Consider the following 17,301-nt stretch of genomic DNA (forward strand, 5'->3'; position numbering starts at 1 on the left):
GTGTCATCTCTCGTTCAGAAAGTTCTTTTGCAAATATACTTTTAACTGCTTGACGCATAACAGGATCTAGACCATCGAATGTCTCATCACAGAATAGATAATTCGTATTTGCACAGATACCACATATAACGGAAAGCTGCTTCTTCATACCTATTGAAAATGTGTTAATTTTTCTTGTTAGACTTAATTCAAACTGACCAAGTAACTTATCGAATCGACTTGTATCAAAGTCCTTATATATACTACGATAAAACTCCCTCATATCTTTTGGTGTTGCATTTGGAAAGAAAAATTGTTCATCTGAAATATAGAAGAAACGTTCTTTTGCTTCTATATTCTCATATACATTCATACCATCTAATTTGATCTCCCCACTATCAGGCTTAAGTATTCCACTCATCATACGAAGGAAAGTACTCTTACCAGCCCCATTTGTTCCAACAAGCCCAAATACATTTCCTTCCTTAATAGTAGCAGTTATCTGATCAACAGCCTTGATATCATCAAATGTCTTACTTACATTAATCGCTTCAATCATTGATTTGCTCCTCCTTATAAATTGACTGACAAGTTTCTTCTATCTCATCATAAGTAATACCTGACTTCTTAGCTTGACTTATTGCATCCTCTAACTGTTTTATTGCTTCCATTTTCTTAAAATTCATCAACTCCGCATCCCCCGCTATAAAACTTCCCTTACCTTTAACAGTATAGATATATCCTTTCTGTTCTAAAGTGGCATAAGCTCTTTGAATGGTATTGGGATTAATCGATAACTCCATTGCCAAACTACGAACCGATGGTAATTTCGTATCTGCTGGTAAAGCGCCATTCAAGATTAGTTCTTGAAATCGATCCACCACTTGCTCGTATATAGGCCGTCTGTCTTTATAATCAATTACTATCATTCTACTCTCCTTTCCACCATACTAAGTGTATTATTAATCTTAATACAGTTAGTATAGTTAATTATGTAGATTTTGTCAATACATTATTTTCATGTAAGGCAAAAGGCCAAAGCAACTTCTTTCAATTGCTTTAGCCTTTTACTTTCCATCTATTCCTTATTCAGTTTTCTTTGCTTTTATAGTGAATGTTTTAGGGATTCCTTTGTCAAACTGTTCACAAGACATATTGGGTTCTTCGTCTAAGCTCTCAATATGAAAACCAACCTGCGCCATAGCTGTAATAATTTCTCCAAGATTCCATTTACGAAGGTAAACTTTCCTCGTTTCACTGTCCGGCATATATTTTGCAAAGGATATCTCGCTCTCAACTAATTCTGTACTGAAATAATCCCCTGTTACCTTGTGTTTACGTATCTTAGCTGTTGTACCACGAGATGTAATTAATTTATTGCTAACTGGATGAAAATCACGTACAACAAAAATTCCATCTTTCTTCAATAAACGAAATGCTGTATTAAACAATGGACGCAAATCCGTAAAATAATGTAGAATTCCTATTTCAGCAAATACGATATCATAATCTCCTGTTAATTCTTCCTCTGGAAGCTCTACTACATTCTCAAGGACATATCGGATAGGTACTCCTGCACTCTCTGCTAATTCCATTGCATATCGTCGATTTCCCTCAGAAAAATCCATAACCGTAGCATTGGCACCAAGAATTCCTAAAGCTACAGACTTTGTTCCATTGGATCCCATTAAGTTGGCAATTTTCTTTCCGTTCACATCTCCAAACTTAGGTAATAATACGGACAAAATCTTTTCAGGATTCTTATGAATTCTTTCTGCCGCTTGATCGCAAGTTCCAAATTTATTAATCCAAGCTTCATAAGTAAGCTGATTCCATGCTTCTTCATTCTCCTGCTTACAAATCTCACTTGCTTGTTCTTTCTCTAATTCACTCATTCTAGCAAACGTACTCCTTCCCTCTATTAACGCTTTGTAGGCAATTGCGAAACTCTTTGTAGTGCATAAAGACATATCAATGTGTTTTATGTCTGTCGTTACAGTTTGACGAATTGTGTGTACGTCACATACAATATATTGTATGTGTAAGTTACACAATTTTAGGAAAACTGTAATAGACAGCCTTAAAACACAGATATACTTTATGCACGGAGAAGAGTTTCCTAATTGCCTGATTAACTCTCTATCCATCGCACTAATATAACACAGACCTAATGATATTTCAATTATTTCCTATCACTAAGTCGTTGCCCTATCTATTTTTTCACGAACCTCTTAGTTCTCTCAAGCATTCACCCATAATCTTAATTCCTTCTTCAATCTCTTCTAAGGATACCCTAGATAATCCCAATCGCAATGAATACTCTCCTCTATCGTCTAAAGAGAATATATCTCCTGGCATAAAGATTACTTTCCTCTTGTGGCATGCTTGTAATAATGCCCTTGTAGGTACATCTCTAAGACCTACGTACAGATGCAATCCTCCATCTCCCCATACGAAAGCAGGATCAAGATATTGTTCCACACAATGCTTTGCATATTCAAATCTTTCTTTATAGGACTTTCGCATCCTTTTCATCTGGCGTTCTAATATTCCTGATTGTAAATATTCATATAAGATACCTTGATCGATGGAAGAGGTATGGATATTCTTACATCTCTTCACACTTTCTAATAAGGATACCACCCGCTTGTCTCCCATAACCCAACCAATTCTTAATCCTGGGAAGAGGATTTTGGAGAAACTACCTATATAGATAACTCCATTACGGTCACAATCAAGTGAGGCAATTGGTGTAATATGACTGCTACCGTATAGCAATTCTTCTGTAAAACCATCTTCTATAATAGGTACTTTGTATGTTCTACATAGCTCATAGATCTCATATCGCTTCTTATCCCCAATAACAATTCCTGTGGGGTTGTGATAAGATGGAATCACATATAAGAATCGTACTGGGTACTGTTTCAAATATTGCTCCAATACCTTGATGTCTAATCCATCTTCCAACATAGGAACCCCAATGGTATGAATTCCATGTAACTTCATAATCCGTAGGGCTGTATTATGAGTAGGATTTTCACACAATACATAATCTCCAGGGTTAGTAAATGACTCTATCATCATCTCAAATCCTTCTGTAAATCCATTGGTGATAATGATATCTTTGTGTTCTCCACTAGCGCCCTTTTCTAGCATGTACTGTTTCAAGTAATCAATTAACGGTTTATACCCCTTAGCATATCCATAGTTTAGAATCTTATCTCCTTCTATAGATAATCGATATAGAAAAGAACGTTTGAATTCTTCTAAATCAAACAACTTTCCATCAGGTGAGATACTCTTAAATGATATCAGATCCTTACTCCATGGAATCTCATTCTTAATAATATCCATCTTTTCAGCTTCAATAGAATATGTATTGGCCCACGCTTGCCAATCCACATTCCATTTTGCTTCCTGTTTATTTTTATAGTCTTTTCTTCCATATCGCTTAAAGGCACTTTTCGTAACAAAAGTCCCTTTCCCTTTTTTGGTATAGATTATATTCTCCGCTTCTAGTGTTTCATATGCTAATAATACCGTATTCCTACTAACTCCTAGAACCTGAGATAGCTCCCTTGTAGAAGGGAGCTTGCTATCAGGTGTAATCATATTTGTCTGGATACTGTGTTTGATATGATTTACAATCTGCTCATATATCGGTTTTTCATTATGAATCATTAGGTCATGAAACAACATTGTTATTCTCCTCAATGCACATTAATACAAATGTAAAACTCTATAGTACAATCAATCTAATTTATCGAATACTCAATTATTTTATCAAGCAATTCAGGATATTCCATCCCTCTCGCTTTGGCACTCTTTGGTATTAAACTTGCACTTGTTAAACCAGGTAGGGTATTCGCTTCTAATACATATGGTACACCCCCAGCAACAATCATGTCAAATCTTACATAGCATTTACAATACAGTTCTCTCCACATAATCTTTGACACTTCATTAATCTTATTCTGTAGTTCTTCTGGAAATTCTACTGGTTCTTCCTTTGCTCCTTGGTCATGGTACTTTGATTCGTAATTAAAGAATTCCCCTTTATTTGCTTCTATAAGTAGCGTTGGGAATACTTCACTATTTAAGACAAATGAGGTGATCTCTTTTCCTTCTACATATTGTTCAACGATTGCTTCTGTATCATACTTGAGAACCTCATGTACTGCATTCTTAACTTCTTCTTCCTTTTGTATGAAAAATGTTGCAACACTAGAGCCACCATGATTTGGTTTAATGAATACAGGATATCCAAGACGATTAATTGCTTCATAATCAATTTCATCAATGCTTCTAAAAGTTACCCAATCCGGAGTTGCTAAACCACATCGTTTTACAATTGTTTTAGTTAATGCTTTATTCATACAGATGGCACTACTTAATACCCCACAACCACTATAGGGAATACCTAATGTTTCAAGTGCTCCTTGTATCGTTCCATCTTCACCAAACTTTCCATGTAATGCTAAGAATGCAAAATCAATCCCCTTCACACGTTCCATTACATCTTTCTTATCATCTATCATAATTGGTATTACTTGATCGTATTTATCACGGTTCATGTATTTCATAACCTCAGCACCAGATTGAAAACTGATTTCTCTTTCTGTTGAAATTCCTCCCATAATTACTCCTATACGCATGTCAATCTCTCCTATTCTATACTAACTTTTCATGTATAAAGTTATTTCAATGTGTTTTAACTTATTTCTTACATTAGTATACAACGATCTTATCTTTTTGGTAGTACCACTCAAACGGTTCCTTAATTCATCTGTGGTTTATTTGTTGACAAATGTCATCAAGTTAAAGATACCCGTAGCGATATTCAAACAGAAGTAGTTTCGGATGCTAAAATCTGGCACTATTAATTTTTGTTTTTCTGTACCTTTTAATTATACCAATTGTTTATTATAGTTATTTGTATGGTTAATAAAGGAGGATTACATGAAAAACAATACAAAAAAGATCGTATTCGCTGCATTAATGGCTGCTCTTACATATGTGGCAACAACAATAATAAAAATACCAAGCCCTACTAACGGTTATATCCATCTTGGTGATGGTCTTGTTTTCCTATCTGGTGTATTACTTGGCCCCTTATATGGCGGGTTAGCTGCTGGCATTGGCTCCATGTTTGTTGACCTACTGTCGGGTTATACCGTTTATGTATTAGGAACTTTCATTATAAAGACCCTAGCTGCCATGGCTTGTGGATTCTTAAGTAAATGCTTAGTTAATACAGTTAAAAAGATCGTACCTAGAACGATACTGAGTAGTTTATCAGGAGCATTCGTCATCGTTATTGGATATTATCTATACGAAAGTATCTGTATTGGTTATGGTTTTGCGGCTGCTGCCTCAGGCATACCAGGAAATATTGCACAAACGACTTTTGGTATTATAACTGTAACTATCCTCTATCCTTTATTGAAAGATTCTGATATTTTACGAGTTATTAATGAATAGAACAAGGGCCTGTTTCAAACGTAATAGTTTGCAACAGACCCTATAATTTTAGATAGATAGCTTAACTAAATGACATGATGCCGGGATCATGACATTAGAGTGTACAAAGAAAAAGGCTAACTCCAGTTTACCGTTACTGCTCCATTACCTGTGGAAGGTACGGTATACGTATGATTAGAACAGCTTTCCCAAACTACTCCCCCGCTGGAATCCTTCTTAATTCCTTTAAACTGTATCGTTTCCCCTGCAGGCAGATTAACTGTTACTGTCCATGTCGGATACTCGGAGATTTCTGTTTCAATTGCATTTGCGGTATTCCAGCTTCCAAGTTCAGCTATGTTTCCTGCAATATATACCTCCTGCCCCAAAACGGTCGTTGCATTTTTTATCACAAAGGTTACGGCAATCAACGTAGTTTCCGGTTTTTCTGTTGTAATAACGCCATCTTTAATCCACGAATCTGCCTTTATCAGATATCCAGTCTGTCCTGACGAAGGTATCTGGCTGCCGTTGCTATTAAAGATTACATATGCCTTCTCCCAACCAGTAATAGTGTAGGAATACCATCCATCTCCTTCATCGGACATGGCTGTTCCTGGCCATGCTTTTCCTTCCTTCTTTGGGGATACCGTTTCATCATAATAATAAATATTTGGTGTTCCCCAGCTGGATGGCTTATAGTAGTGTACGGTAAAGGTATTCTCCTCTGGTTCTTCTGCCTTGGTAAAGGTATAAGTCTTGGTAGTAGTTCCATTGGCATTCACTGCCTTAATTTTCAAAACAAATGTCGTGCCGATTGCCGCATCCTGACCGATTACAATCTCATCTCCAGAAACCAGAGTGGTTTCCGAAGAGTCATTTACCGTATAGGAAGCTGTGACTGTATTGGTCAACGTCGGAGTGATTGTCAGTGTATCCGTGTAGAAATCTCCCTCATTCGCATCAATGGAGACAATAGGCGCCGGATTATTGGGGTTCTGTGTATAAATTACACCATCTTTAATCCAAGATTCCGTTGTTACCAGATATCCGGTCTGCTGCGCTCCCGGAATCTGATTTCCGGAGTAGTTAAAGATCACATATGCCTTCTCCCAACCAGTAATAGTGTAGGAATACCATCCATCTCCTTCATCGGACATGGCTGTTCCTGGCCATGCTTTTCCTTCCTTCTTTGGGGATACCGTTTCATCATAATAATAAATATTTGGTGTTCCCCAACTGGACGGCTTATAGTAGTGTACGGTAAAGGTAATCTCCTCTGGTTCTTCTGCCTTGGTAAAGGTATAGGTCTTGGTAGTAGTTCCATTGGCATTCACTGCCTTAATTTCCAAAACAAAGGTCGTGCCGATTGCCGCATCCTCACCGATTACAATCTCATCTCCAGAAACCAGAGTGGTTTCCGAAGAGCCATTTACCGTATAGGAAGCTGTGACTGCACCTGTCAACGTCGGAGTGATTGTCAGGGTATCCGTGTAGAAATCTCCCTCATTCGCATCAATGGAGACAATAGGCGTCGGATTATTGGGATTCTGTGTATAAATTACACCATCTTTAATCCAAGATTCCGTTGTTATCCGATATCCAGCCTGCTGCGCTCCCGGAATCTGACTCCCGGAATAGTTAAAGATTACAGAAGCCTCCTTCCAAAGTGGAATGTTATAAACATACCATCCGTCTCCCTCACTGGTCATGCCTACTCCCGGCCATGCTGCTCCTTCCTTCTTTGGGGATACCGTTTCATCATAATAATAAATATTTGGTGTTCCCCAACTGGACGGTTTATAGTAGTGTACGGTTAATACCTGGTCCGGATCTTCCTTCGTAAAGGTATAGGTTTTGGTAATAGTAATACCGTCAGCGTTCTTCGCAATAAGTTTTAGGGTGAAGACAGTTCCAAAAGCGGCACCTTCACCAAACGTAATGGTATCTCCCGAAACATATTTCACTGCTTCAGAATCATTGAGTGAATAAGTAGCCGTATCTGCATTTTTAAAATTCATACTTACAGTCATGGCGTCGGTATAGAATCCGCCTTGGTTCTGGTCAATCCAAACAGAAGGTTGGTTATTCGGACCCTCAATCAATATAACACCATTGGTTCCAGCCGTAAATGTGACTTTTCCGTTAGAAACCTTTGCCTGAGCTCCGGTATAATAATCTGTCAGAAGCGTTCCGTCTCCAAACACTGAGCTAACATCCACCGTAGTGGCTCCGCTGGCACCAACAACTACAATAACTCCATCCGTAATTCCATTCTCATCATAGGTTCGGCTAAAGGTATACGGAGAACTGTTGATGAGCTTATGTTGTCCAGCTCCGATTGCAATATGTTTGTCGCGGAACTGCCCTAACTTCTGCCAGTGAGCCAGCACTGTCTGATTTATCGAATTCCAGTTCATGTCGGAACGATATTTCTGATCCGTATATGTACAATTGAGAAAATCCAATGGTCTCGCTGTTTCATCACCATAAAAAATCTGTACGGCGCCCGGTGCCAGCAACAGTGCCGTACCTCCGTTGATAAGATCACTCCGGTTATAGAGGCTTGTATCATGGGACGAAATATAACTGAGATAATTCACATTACTGCTGCTACTGTTGATTACATTGGCATAATTGCTGTAAGTTGTTTCCAAAGAGGACATATTTGCGGGCACTCCCTGGAATCCAAAGTTAATCATGGAATCAAACCCATTAGAGAAATAGGAAGAAGAAGAAGATACACCATGTCCCCATGATTCGCCGGTCATCCAGAAATCAAGATCATCTAGAGCCTTGTCCGGATTATTGGCTTTCCACTCTTTTAATGCAATAACAGACTGTTCTTTCAGTGTTTTCCATACATCCAGCTGCACATGCTTGGCGGTATCCACACGGAAACCATCCACACCATATTCACGTACCCAGTCAGTCAGCCATTTCACCTGATAATTTGATACCTGTCGGTTAAGACCACTGGTACTAAAGAATTTATTCAATTCAGTCACTTCCTGAGTATAACGCCCTTCGCTCTTCCACTTATTTTCAAGAAGTTTCGGAATTCCAGGATCATTCGTCGTCTCGGTCTTAAAATCCGGCAACCCTGCAAGACACATGGTTTGATCGTCACCGCTTTCACTTCCGGTATATCCATTGAAGCCATGTGATTCACGAATCCAGGCATTTCCCCACCAGTTCGCCCAGTTTGCGGAGTCCTTATTCATGTAAAGATAGTCCTTACTCCATAGAGCATTGGTAGAGTCGGAATAATAGTAATCCTTCCAATTACTGGCCAGAGAACCGAAATTGAAATCATTCATATCCTTGAGTGTAGCATACCCCGCATGGTTCATAACTACATCAAAAATTACACGAATTCCATTTTCATGAGCGGTATCAATAAAGGTCTTCAGATCCTCTGCTGTACCCATATTGGCATCTACATTGGTATAATCCAGAGTATAATACCCATGATATGCATAGTGCCGGAAACTGTCTGCTCCCAACCAACCATGAATCTGCTCATAAGGCGCCGTAATCCAGATGGCATTTACTCCCAGATTGGTAAAATAGCCTTCATTCACTTTCTTAGTCAGACCTTTTAGATCTCCTCCATGAAAAGTGGCCGGTTCCGTTAAATAATTAGAATAAACTTTGCCGTTCTGATCAAGCTCGCGTCCATAAGAATGGTCGTTACTGGTGTCACCGTTAGAAAAACGGTCGGACAAGGCAAAATATACGGTCGCGTTGTCCCATGAAAAGGTGGAAGCATCCGCTTCCGAGGTCGCCTGTGCCGCAGAAGTAACCTCCTGGGTACTGGTCTCTTGTGTCTGTACTGCCGTATTATCCATGGCAAATGCACTAAAGGTCGACTGAAATAAAACGACCAATACAATGAACAGACTGCTTAACATTTTTCTTGTTTTTTGCATAAAAATCCCCCATAAAATATATTTTTCACATACCGTAAAGCATATGTAAAATTCACAAAAATTTCTCTTCCCAACTCATTTTCCTGATTTGTATACCCCAGACAAACATTCTTTTCGAAATATTTCGAATTCTATAAATTTAATTTATCATACCAATTTATGTATTGTCAATAATAAAATTGTAAACTTTTTCTTTTTTATGTTTATTTGTACTAACACATTTATATATCTCGTTATATTGCAATATTAGAATCCACAATCTTAATCCTCTAATTTCAAAATTTATAATGCAATATTTCTATACACACATTACACACTTTGTATTCAATACCAAAGAAAAGCTTTAGACACCCTAATCCTTATAAAAAATAGCCTCCTAACTTCACAAGCTTAGAACATGCTTGAGAGTTTGAAGGCTATTCTTTATATTATCCACTAATTAATTCGATCAACGAGACATATCTCGGAGGTCATTGACTTAAGTTATTTCCCTCTATTTTTATATTCCTTTATTGCAAGTAAGAATCTTTCACCATATCTTTCATATTTTACTTCACCAACACCCGATACAGTCAGCATCTCTTCCTTTGTCTCTGGTATGACGCTACACATATCAACAAGTGATTTATCTGCAAAAACCAAATATGGTGGGACTTTCTCTTCTTTGGCAATTGTAGTTCGTATCTGTCTTAATAATTCGAACAATTCATCACTAATATCTACACGACTATGCGTCTTCCTCTTGTCTGTCTTCGAAGGTTTCTTCTCTTCCTCTGCAGCTATTTTCATCAGGATTGACTCTGTTCCCTCTAAAATCTCATCAGCAAATTGACCTAACATTACAACCGGATACTGTGAACTTGATAATACTAGATACTCTCTATGAATCAGGTAATCCATAATCTGTCGTAATCTAGCTACTGTTATGTCAGAAAGGCTTCCATAAGTTGAATTCTTATCCATTCTATATTGTTGAATCTTAGCACCCTTACTTCCATGTACCGTATCCAGTATTATAGTTACTCCAAAACGCTCTCTACATTCTCTTACGCATGTAGCTATCGCATTGGCAGCCTTCGTAATATCCATTGTAGCAAACTCTGTTAAACAATTGGAACAATTACCACAATACGTCTCTCCTTGTTCTCCAAAGTACTGCAATACATATTCTCGTAAACAATCTGTCGTCATACAATAATATATCATCTTCTTCAAGCGATCACGGTCACGCCTTTTTACCAATTCTAAAGTCTCATAATCAAGCACTTCATTGTCTCGGTTCTGATCAATCAAGTATTGATTCATAATGACATCTTGGCCATTATATAGTAGAATACATTCTGCTGGTTCCCCATCCCTTCCAGCTCTACCCGCTTCTTGATAATAGCTTTCTATATTCTTCGGCATGTTATAGTGTATAACATAGCTAACGTTGGATTTATCTATTCCCATTCCAAATGCGTTAGTAGCAACCATAACTGGCTTTGTATCGTATATGAAATCATCTTGATTTCGTATTCTTTCTTCATCAGAGAGACCAGCATGATAGCGGGTAACTTTTACCCCTTCTCTTTGTAATCTCTCACTTACCTCTTCTACAGTCTTTCTTGTAAGGCAATAGATAATTCCACTCTTATCAGAATTGGAACTAACATAATTACGTACATACTCATACTTGTCACTTGGTTTTACCACTTGATAGGATAAGTTCTTACGATCAAAACCAGTAATTAATAATTGTGGATTTCTAAGTTTTAGAATCTTAATTATATCTTCCCGAACCTCTAAGGTAGCTGTCGCCGTAAATGCACTAACCACCGGACGTCTTGGCAACTGATCGATAAACTCTACAATCTTAAGATAACTTGGCCTAAAATCTTGTCCCCATTGTGAGACACAGTGTGCCTCATCAATACTTATCATAGAGATATCCGCTTCTTTAGCAAAGGAAAGGAACTCGTCTGTGGTTAATCTTTCTGGTGCAACATAGATAATCTTATATTTTCCTTGTCTAGCGTAAGATAATGCAAGACAATATTGGTTGTATGTTAGTGAACTGTTCAGGTATGCTGCATGCACACCTGCTTGATTCAAAGCTCCCACCTGATCCTTCATTAAAGAGATGAGTGGAGAAATTACTAGAGTAATTCCTTGCATAACTAAAGCTGGAATCTGATAGCAAATGGATTTTCCTGCACCTGTTGGCATAATCCCAAGAGTATCTTGTCCTTTAAGGATACTATCAATCAAGACTTCCTGTCCTTCTCGAAAGGAATCATATCCAAAATATTTCTTAAGCACCTGGTATTTATTCATTACATTTTCCTTTCATATAGGTTACACCCTATGCTCCAATGATCTTAGAGATATTATGATAGATCCTACTAGCTACTTCCGGCTTATTCATAGAATAAACATGAACTGCATTTACTCCATTGGCATACAAATCTATGATTTGATCTGTGGCATATGCTATTCCTGCTTGCTCCATCGCCTCCTTATTATCACCGAATTTCTCTACAATTGCCTTAAATCTTTGTGGTAATACAGTACCTGATAATTCACAGATTCTCTTAATCTGAGCAAAATTCGTAACAGGCATAATACCCGCAATCACAGGTATAAAAATCCCTGCTTCTCTTAATTGATACATATAATTATATAGGATGTTATTATCAAAAAACATTTGTGTTGTTAAGAAGTCGCACCCCGCATCTACTTTCTCTCTCAGATGTATGATATCTTCTTTACGACTAGTCGCTTCCACATGACCTTCTGGATAGCAAGCAGCCCCTATACAAAAATCACCGTAACTCTTGATTGCTTGTACTAATTCCGAAGCATATTGATATTCATTAGCTCCAGTCATCTCTCTTCCTGCTACTTTGTCTCCTCGTAAAGCTAGTATATTCTCTATCCCATGTTCTTGTAACCTATCTAACTGAATAGCTACTTCCTCTTTCGTAGATGAAGCACAAGTCAGATGTGCTAATGGAGTTACTCCACAATTGTTCTTTAAAGTTGTCGCTATATCTACTGTATGTTTACTTGTACCACCACCTGCTCCATACGTAACACTCATGAAAGCTGGTTTAAGTGCTGCTATCTTAACCGTTGCCTCTTCCACTTTTTCATAATCACTATCCTGCTTTGGCGGGAAAACTTCAAATGATAAAGAGGGTTGTTTTTTGCTTAATATATCTCTAATCTTCATTCTTACCTTATTACTCCTCCTTCATTATGTTAACTGTTTTCATTATACCGTTTTTTTGCTTCTTTTTCTATAATGTTTTATAATTCTACTCTAAAATGCAAGTCCGATTAATACTACTTGCATTTTCCAATTACCTGTAATGGTAATTCATCTCATATTTGAGTTATTTTTTACTTTTTCATCTATATATTATGAAATTTTTAAACATTTTTCGTCACTATCTTCCTGTTTTTCTCTCGATTACTACAAAGCTCCTTAACTGTCATAATTATTTTCTTGCATAATCCGTCATTTTCATTGATTATATATATGCAATAAACTTGACGGAATTAATCAATGCTAATATAATGTAATGGTATTAATTGAAACTAAAAAAGAAAAGGTAGGATAGTTATGAGAAACAACAAAGAAACAAAAAAGACGAAAGTATCCTTTATTGAACGTGTTGGTTCCAAGATCCCGGATCCAGTAATCATCTTTATCTGCTTATACATCTTTGTAATGTTGATCACAGGATTATTCGGTGGTACAACATTTGAGACTCTTGGTAATGATGGTTCCAATGTGGTTTATGAAATTAAGAACATGTTTCAAGCAGAAAATGTTCGTTGGATCTTTGATAACGCACTATTAAATAACTGGTTAGCATATGCAAATGGTATCCTTGGTACAATCCTTATCGTAATGTTCGGTATCGGTATTGCAGAAGAATCTGGTCTTCTTGGAGCTTTAATCCGTAAGGTAGGCGGAAACATACCAGAACGTTTGTTACCTTATTTATTAGTATTCTTAGGTATTATGAGTAATATCGCAACAGATGCTGGATATATTATCTTAATTCCTTTAGCAGGTTTATTATACCTTGGACTTAAGAAAAATCCGTTAATTGGTATGTTCGCAGCATTTGCTGGTGTATCTGCTGGTTTCAGTGCCAACTTAGTTCCAGCTACTGTAGTTGATATCGTTATTGGTAAGAATGCACAAGTCTTTGCAGAAAGCCAAGGTGTTCCTTTCGTTTCATACTTAGGGAAATCGATCAATCCAATTATGATGCACTATATCTTCATGGTTGCATCAACATTTATGTTGGTTTTACTTGGCGGTTTTATTACAAATCGTTTTGTTCGTCCAAAATTCGAGAAAATTAGCTATACAGTTCCACAAGATTTCAACTTAAACGAATATGGTGTAACAAAAGAAGAAAAGAAAGCTCTTAGATGGGCTGGTCTTGGATTCCTAATTTCATTTGCTTTAAGTGTATTAATAGCAATTGGACCACTTGCTCCATATGTAGATGAAGCTGGTGAAAAAGTAACGCCATATCTTGATAATATCATCTTATTAATCACATTCGTATTCTTCACAAGTGGTTTATTCTATGGTATGGCAATTGGTAAATTCAAAAAAGCAAGTGACGTTGTTTCTTCAATGTCCAAACAAATTGGTGGAATGGGATACGTTATCGTACTAACATTCTTTAGTTACAACTTCTTAGCATTATTAACTTATAGTAATTTAGGTACGTACATTACTTACCTTGGTGCTAACTTACTAGAAGCTCTAAATCTTACAGGTTCACCAACAAACAAAATTATTGGATTTATTATTATCACAGCAATAATCAATCTTTTCGTTGGTGGTCTTACTACAAAATGGATGTTACTTGGACCAATCTTTATTCCAATGTTATATCAAGCAAATAGTAGTATGACTCCTGATGTTGTTGCTGCTGCTTATCGTTTAGCAGACTCTTCAACAAACATCATCACTCCACTTATGAGTTATGCAGGCATTGTCCTAATCTATATGAGAAAATACAAAGAAGATTTCTCTGTGGGTAACTTAATTTCAGCTATGTTCCCATATTCAATTACCTTCATAATTTGCTGGACAATATTATTACTTGGATTTATCTTCTTCAAGATTCCACTAGGATTCTAGTAGGTATCCATATAAAATAAAATATCCCAAGAAAGTGTGTGCCTATGGCGAATTTAAATGTTCGTCATAGGCATTCCACTTCTTAGGATTATTTTTTACCAATAGATGAATTCTTTCTATTAAGTTTCCACCATGTCAATCATACATGGTTAATTCGTTCTCCACCTTTTTAGTGTTGGAAGATAACTAGTTAACATCTTTCTTGCTTCCTCTTTTGTGTTACACGTTCCATCTTGTATCATGTATGGAACACAACATTCAATCATCTCTTCCATTGTTTCATCTTTTCCAAACGAACCGTTCGGATAACAATAGCAACAATATTCTTCATTCTTACTACCATCTGCATTTTTACCAAAATGTGCTTCCTCGGTCATTGGCATTCCACAACTTTGACATATCTTTGTTTCCATAATACATTCTCCTTTACTATTCAATAGATTTGTTTTACATATAGTATCCTAACATGTATTACCTGACAACGAATGTCATATTACCTCAAAGAATTAATCTTTATATAAATCTAAAGTTTCCAATAATCGATTACGTATATTTTCCCTTACAAACTCAGGTTCAATAACTTTTACATACTTTCCATAAGATAGAATCATTTCATACACCCAATTATCTAGAACATATCTAGCTTTAATTAAGTAGTTCCCATCCTCTAGTTTTGTTAAGAACTCGGTTTCAAAATTATCATATACTCGGTATCCCTGGGACTTATCAATTAATAAAGTTATTGTTATAATTTCATCGGCCTTTTGTATCAAATTCTGCTCATATGTTTCAACATTTCCCCATTGGTTCTCTTCTAAACACTTAATTCTTTTGCTATATTCTTCTTCAAACGATTCCTCCAAGACGGTAGCCATTTGAATACGATTTAGCTTAAATACTCGTAATCCCTTTTTCTTCACACAATATGCTTTCAAATACCATGTATAATCCTTAAACCATAATTGCAAAGGTTCTACGATACGCTCCGTAACCTCTCCAGAACGATTATAATACTGAAATTCTACTCTTTTATGATGGACAATTGCATGTTTTAGATTGGCATATAGTTCTTGTTTCAGGTTACTCCAATCTGAGAAATCCATAGCAAGCCATCTTGGCTGTCCCATCTGAAATATGTTTCGTAACTTAGATAGAATTTCATCTGTACTTCCTTTTTCAACTTCTGCCATACTCTCAAGTGCAGCAAGAATATCCCTCTGCTCTGATTTAGAAACTAAACTCTTATCGAATACATAATTATCAAGCAAATAGATTCCACCATAACGCCCTTTTTTCGTATATACCGGCACACCGGCAAAACTAAGTGCATCGATATCTCTGTATATAGTACGAACAGAAACCTCAAACCGATCTGCCAATTCCTTTGCTGTTATACATCGTTTTTGTAATAATATATAAAGAATCTCAAACAATCGGTTCATAGTTTCCATCTCCCCTTCGTTATTCCTTTTCACCTAGGTAAATTCTCATTACCTTACCTAACCTTTTTATTCCTTCTTCTATCATAGTAGCATCTGAGTTCGTATAATTCAATCGTAATGTATTCACTTTCTCTTCTTTCGTATAGAATGGATCCCCAGGTACAAAAGCAACATTTTCTTGTAGTGCCATATCAAATAATTCAGCACTTAACATCCCCTTTGGTAACTCTGCCCACATAAACATACCACCTTTTGGTCTCGTTACCTTTACCTCCTTTGGGAAGTACTTCTTAATTGCATTTAACATAACTTCACTTTGTTCCTTATACAACTTGCAAATCTCATCTATATGTTTACGTAAATCGTTGTTCATTATATAATCATAAATTAAATACTGGGAGAAAATATTGCTGTGTAAATCTGACGCTTGTTTAGCTACTGCTGCTTGCTCTAAAATCTCTTTATTCTTAGTACAAATCCACCCTAAACGAAGCCCCGGTGTTATTATCTTAGAAATAGATCCAAACAATACGCTATTTGCAAGCTTTCCAGCACCTATGTATGGAAGTTCCTCTTCTTCAAAAGACAAGTCACTATACGGATCATCTTCAATCAGTACAGTATTGAATCTCTCAAGTAATGCACATAATTCTTCTCTCTTTTGTCTTGAATAGGTAAGTCCTGTAGGGTTTTGAAAGTTTGGTACTACATACAATAATTTAACTTCGTAAAGTTCAAGCACTTCTTCCAACTCTTCTAAATCAATGCCATCCTCTAATAATGAAATAGCCATAAATTCCGGTTCATATAGAGAAAATGCTTGAATTGCACCAAGATATCCTGGTTTCTCAAGGCAAATCTTATCCCCTTTATTCAAAAGAACTTTTCCCATCAAATCAAGACCTTGCTGAGACCCCGTTGTAATTATAATATCATCTGCATCAACCGATAAACGATACCTATCTTGATATCGTTTTGCAATCCACTCACGTAGTGGTCGGTATCCTTCTGTAGTAGAATATTGGAAAACTTTATCTCCATATTGTTCAACAATACGGTTCATAGAATCCTTCAGTTCTTCTTTTGGAAATGATATAGGATTTGGCAACCCACCAGCAAAAGATATCATTTCTGGTTTATCGGTTACTTTAAGTATTTCTCGAATAAAGGATGGATTCGTATTGAGCATACGATCTGAGATGAGCGAGAACTCTTTAGGATAATTAGATTCAGAACTAAATTCATTATAACTTGCCATATTAATAACCATACCCCTTTCTACTACAATATGTTTATGGTTAAAGTACCTAACAGCCAGTTAGGTCTATATCCA

Annotated in this window: 13 protein-coding genes; 2 read left to right on the forward strand and 11 right to left on the reverse strand. The window is 36.7% G+C overall.

From position 1 onward, the window contains the following. The 5 genes from ACW2QF_RS09925 to ACW2QF_RS09945 all read right to left on the reverse strand — a co-directional run. Positions 1–538: ABC transporter ATP-binding protein (locus ACW2QF_RS09925; protein WP_455715844.1), on the reverse strand; the 538-nt coding region annotated here is incomplete at its 3' end. Next, positions 531–908 carry a GntR family transcriptional regulator gene (locus ACW2QF_RS09930; RefSeq protein ID WP_455715845.1) on the reverse strand — a complete coding sequence of 126 codons (378 nt, stop codon included), beginning with the start codon at positions 906–908 and terminating at the stop codon, positions 531–533. The genes ACW2QF_RS09930 and ACW2QF_RS09925, both read right to left, overlap by 8 nt. 156 nt (positions 909–1,064) lie before the next feature. Next, positions 1,065–1,874, reverse strand: coding sequence for a class I SAM-dependent methyltransferase (locus ACW2QF_RS09935; protein WP_455715846.1), 810 nt, complete (start codon positions 1,872–1,874; stop codon positions 1,065–1,067). 325 nt (positions 1,875–2,199) lie between these two features. Next, a complete protein-coding gene (locus ACW2QF_RS09940; RefSeq protein ID WP_455715847.1) occupies positions 2,200–3,678 on the reverse strand; it encodes an aminotransferase-like domain-containing protein in 1,479 nt (492 codons plus the stop codon). Positions 3,679–3,734: 56 nt separating this feature from the next. Further along, on the reverse strand, positions 3,735–4,634 hold the full coding sequence (locus ACW2QF_RS09945; protein WP_455715848.1) for a D-alanine--D-alanine ligase: 900 nt from the start codon (positions 4,632–4,634) through the stop codon (positions 3,735–3,737). Between the two features lie 304 nt (positions 4,635–4,938). On the opposite strand from ACW2QF_RS09945, the gene ACW2QF_RS09950 reads away from it, so the two are divergent. Continuing rightward, complete coding sequence (locus ACW2QF_RS09950; protein ID WP_455715849.1) at positions 4,939–5,460, forward strand: ECF transporter S component; 522 nt, start codon at positions 4,939–4,941, stop codon at positions 5,458–5,460. 116 nt (positions 5,461–5,576) lie between these two features. On the opposite strand, the gene ACW2QF_RS09955 is transcribed toward ACW2QF_RS09950, so the two are convergent. From ACW2QF_RS09955 to metF, 3 genes are all read right to left on the reverse strand, one after another. Then, positions 5,577–9,371, reverse strand: a complete 3,795-nt coding sequence (locus tag ACW2QF_RS09955; RefSeq protein ID WP_455715850.1) for a starch-binding protein — start codon at positions 9,369–9,371, stop codon at positions 5,577–5,579. A gap of 483 nt (positions 9,372–9,854) precedes the next feature. Beyond that, positions 9,855–11,687 (reverse strand): DNA helicase RecQ, encoded by a 1,833-nt coding sequence (recQ, locus tag ACW2QF_RS09960; RefSeq protein ID WP_455715851.1) that lies wholly within the window; start codon positions 11,685–11,687, stop codon positions 9,855–9,857. A gap of 28 nt (positions 11,688–11,715) precedes the next feature. Beyond that, on the reverse strand, positions 11,716–12,585 hold the full coding sequence (metF, locus tag ACW2QF_RS09965; protein WP_455715852.1) for a methylenetetrahydrofolate reductase [NAD(P)H]: 870 nt from the start codon (positions 12,583–12,585) through the stop codon (positions 11,716–11,718). Positions 12,586–12,978: 393 nt separating this feature from the next. Between metF and ACW2QF_RS09970 the strand changes: the two genes are divergently transcribed. Then, positions 12,979–14,526 (forward strand): AbgT family transporter, encoded by a 1,548-nt coding sequence (locus ACW2QF_RS09970; RefSeq protein ID WP_455715853.1) that lies wholly within the window; start codon positions 12,979–12,981, stop codon positions 14,524–14,526. Between the two features lie 149 nt (positions 14,527–14,675). On the opposite strand, the gene ACW2QF_RS09975 is transcribed toward ACW2QF_RS09970, so the two are convergent. From ACW2QF_RS09975 to ACW2QF_RS09985, 3 genes are all read right to left on the reverse strand, one after another. Next, entirely contained in the window at positions 14,676–14,939 is a 264-nt protein-coding gene (locus tag ACW2QF_RS09975; RefSeq protein WP_455715854.1) for a zinc ribbon domain-containing protein, read from the reverse strand. Between the two features lie 93 nt (positions 14,940–15,032). Beyond that, entirely contained in the window at positions 15,033–15,968 is a 936-nt protein-coding gene (locus ACW2QF_RS09980; protein WP_455715855.1) for a helix-turn-helix transcriptional regulator, read from the reverse strand. Positions 15,969–15,987: 19 nt separating this feature from the next. After that, positions 15,988–17,226 (reverse strand): aminotransferase-like domain-containing protein, encoded by a 1,239-nt coding sequence (locus tag ACW2QF_RS09985; protein WP_455715856.1) that lies wholly within the window; start codon positions 17,224–17,226, stop codon positions 15,988–15,990. Between the last annotated feature and the right edge of the window lie 75 nt (positions 17,227–17,301).

It is taken from the genome of Anaerosporobacter sp. (genome assembly GCF_965301125.1).

Bases quoted from the DNA above. Each gene is read 5' to 3' on its own strand.
- ACW2QF_RS09935 (WP_455715846.1), bottom strand. From the start codon at position 1,874: ATGAGTGAATTAGAGAAAGAACAAGCAAGTGAGATTTGTAAGCAGGAG.
- ACW2QF_RS09980 (WP_455715855.1), bottom strand. From the start codon at position 15,968: ATGAACCGATTGTTTGAGATTCTTTATATATTATTACAAAAACGATGT.
- recQ (WP_455715851.1), bottom strand. From the start codon at position 11,687: ATGAATAAATACCAGGTGCTTAAGAAATATTTTGGATATGATTCCTTT.
- ACW2QF_RS09930 (WP_455715845.1), bottom strand. From the start codon at position 908: ATGATAGTAATTGATTATAAAGACAGACGGCCTATATACGAGCAAGTG.
- ACW2QF_RS09970 (WP_455715853.1), top strand. From the start codon at position 12,979: ATGAGAAACAACAAAGAAACAAAAAAGACGAAAGTATCCTTTATTGAA.
- metF (WP_455715852.1), bottom strand. From the start codon at position 12,585: ATGAAGATTAGAGATATATTAAGCAAAAAACAACCCTCTTTATCATTT.
- ACW2QF_RS09950 (WP_455715849.1), top strand. From the start codon at position 4,939: ATGAAAAACAATACAAAAAAGATCGTATTCGCTGCATTAATGGCTGCT.
- ACW2QF_RS09975 (WP_455715854.1), bottom strand. From the start codon at position 14,939: ATGGAAACAAAGATATGTCAAAGTTGTGGAATGCCAATGACCGAGGAA.
- ACW2QF_RS09985 (WP_455715856.1), bottom strand. From the start codon at position 17,226: ATGGCAAGTTATAATGAATTTAGTTCTGAATCTAATTATCCTAAAGAG.
- ACW2QF_RS09940 (WP_455715847.1), bottom strand. From the start codon at position 3,678: ATGTTGTTTCATGACCTAATGATTCATAATGAAAAACCGATATATGAG.
- ACW2QF_RS09955 (WP_455715850.1), bottom strand. From the start codon at position 9,371: ATGCAAAAAACAAGAAAAATGTTAAGCAGTCTGTTCATTGTATTGGTC.
- ACW2QF_RS09945 (WP_455715848.1), bottom strand. From the start codon at position 4,634: ATGCGTATAGGAGTAATTATGGGAGGAATTTCAACAGAAAGAGAAATC.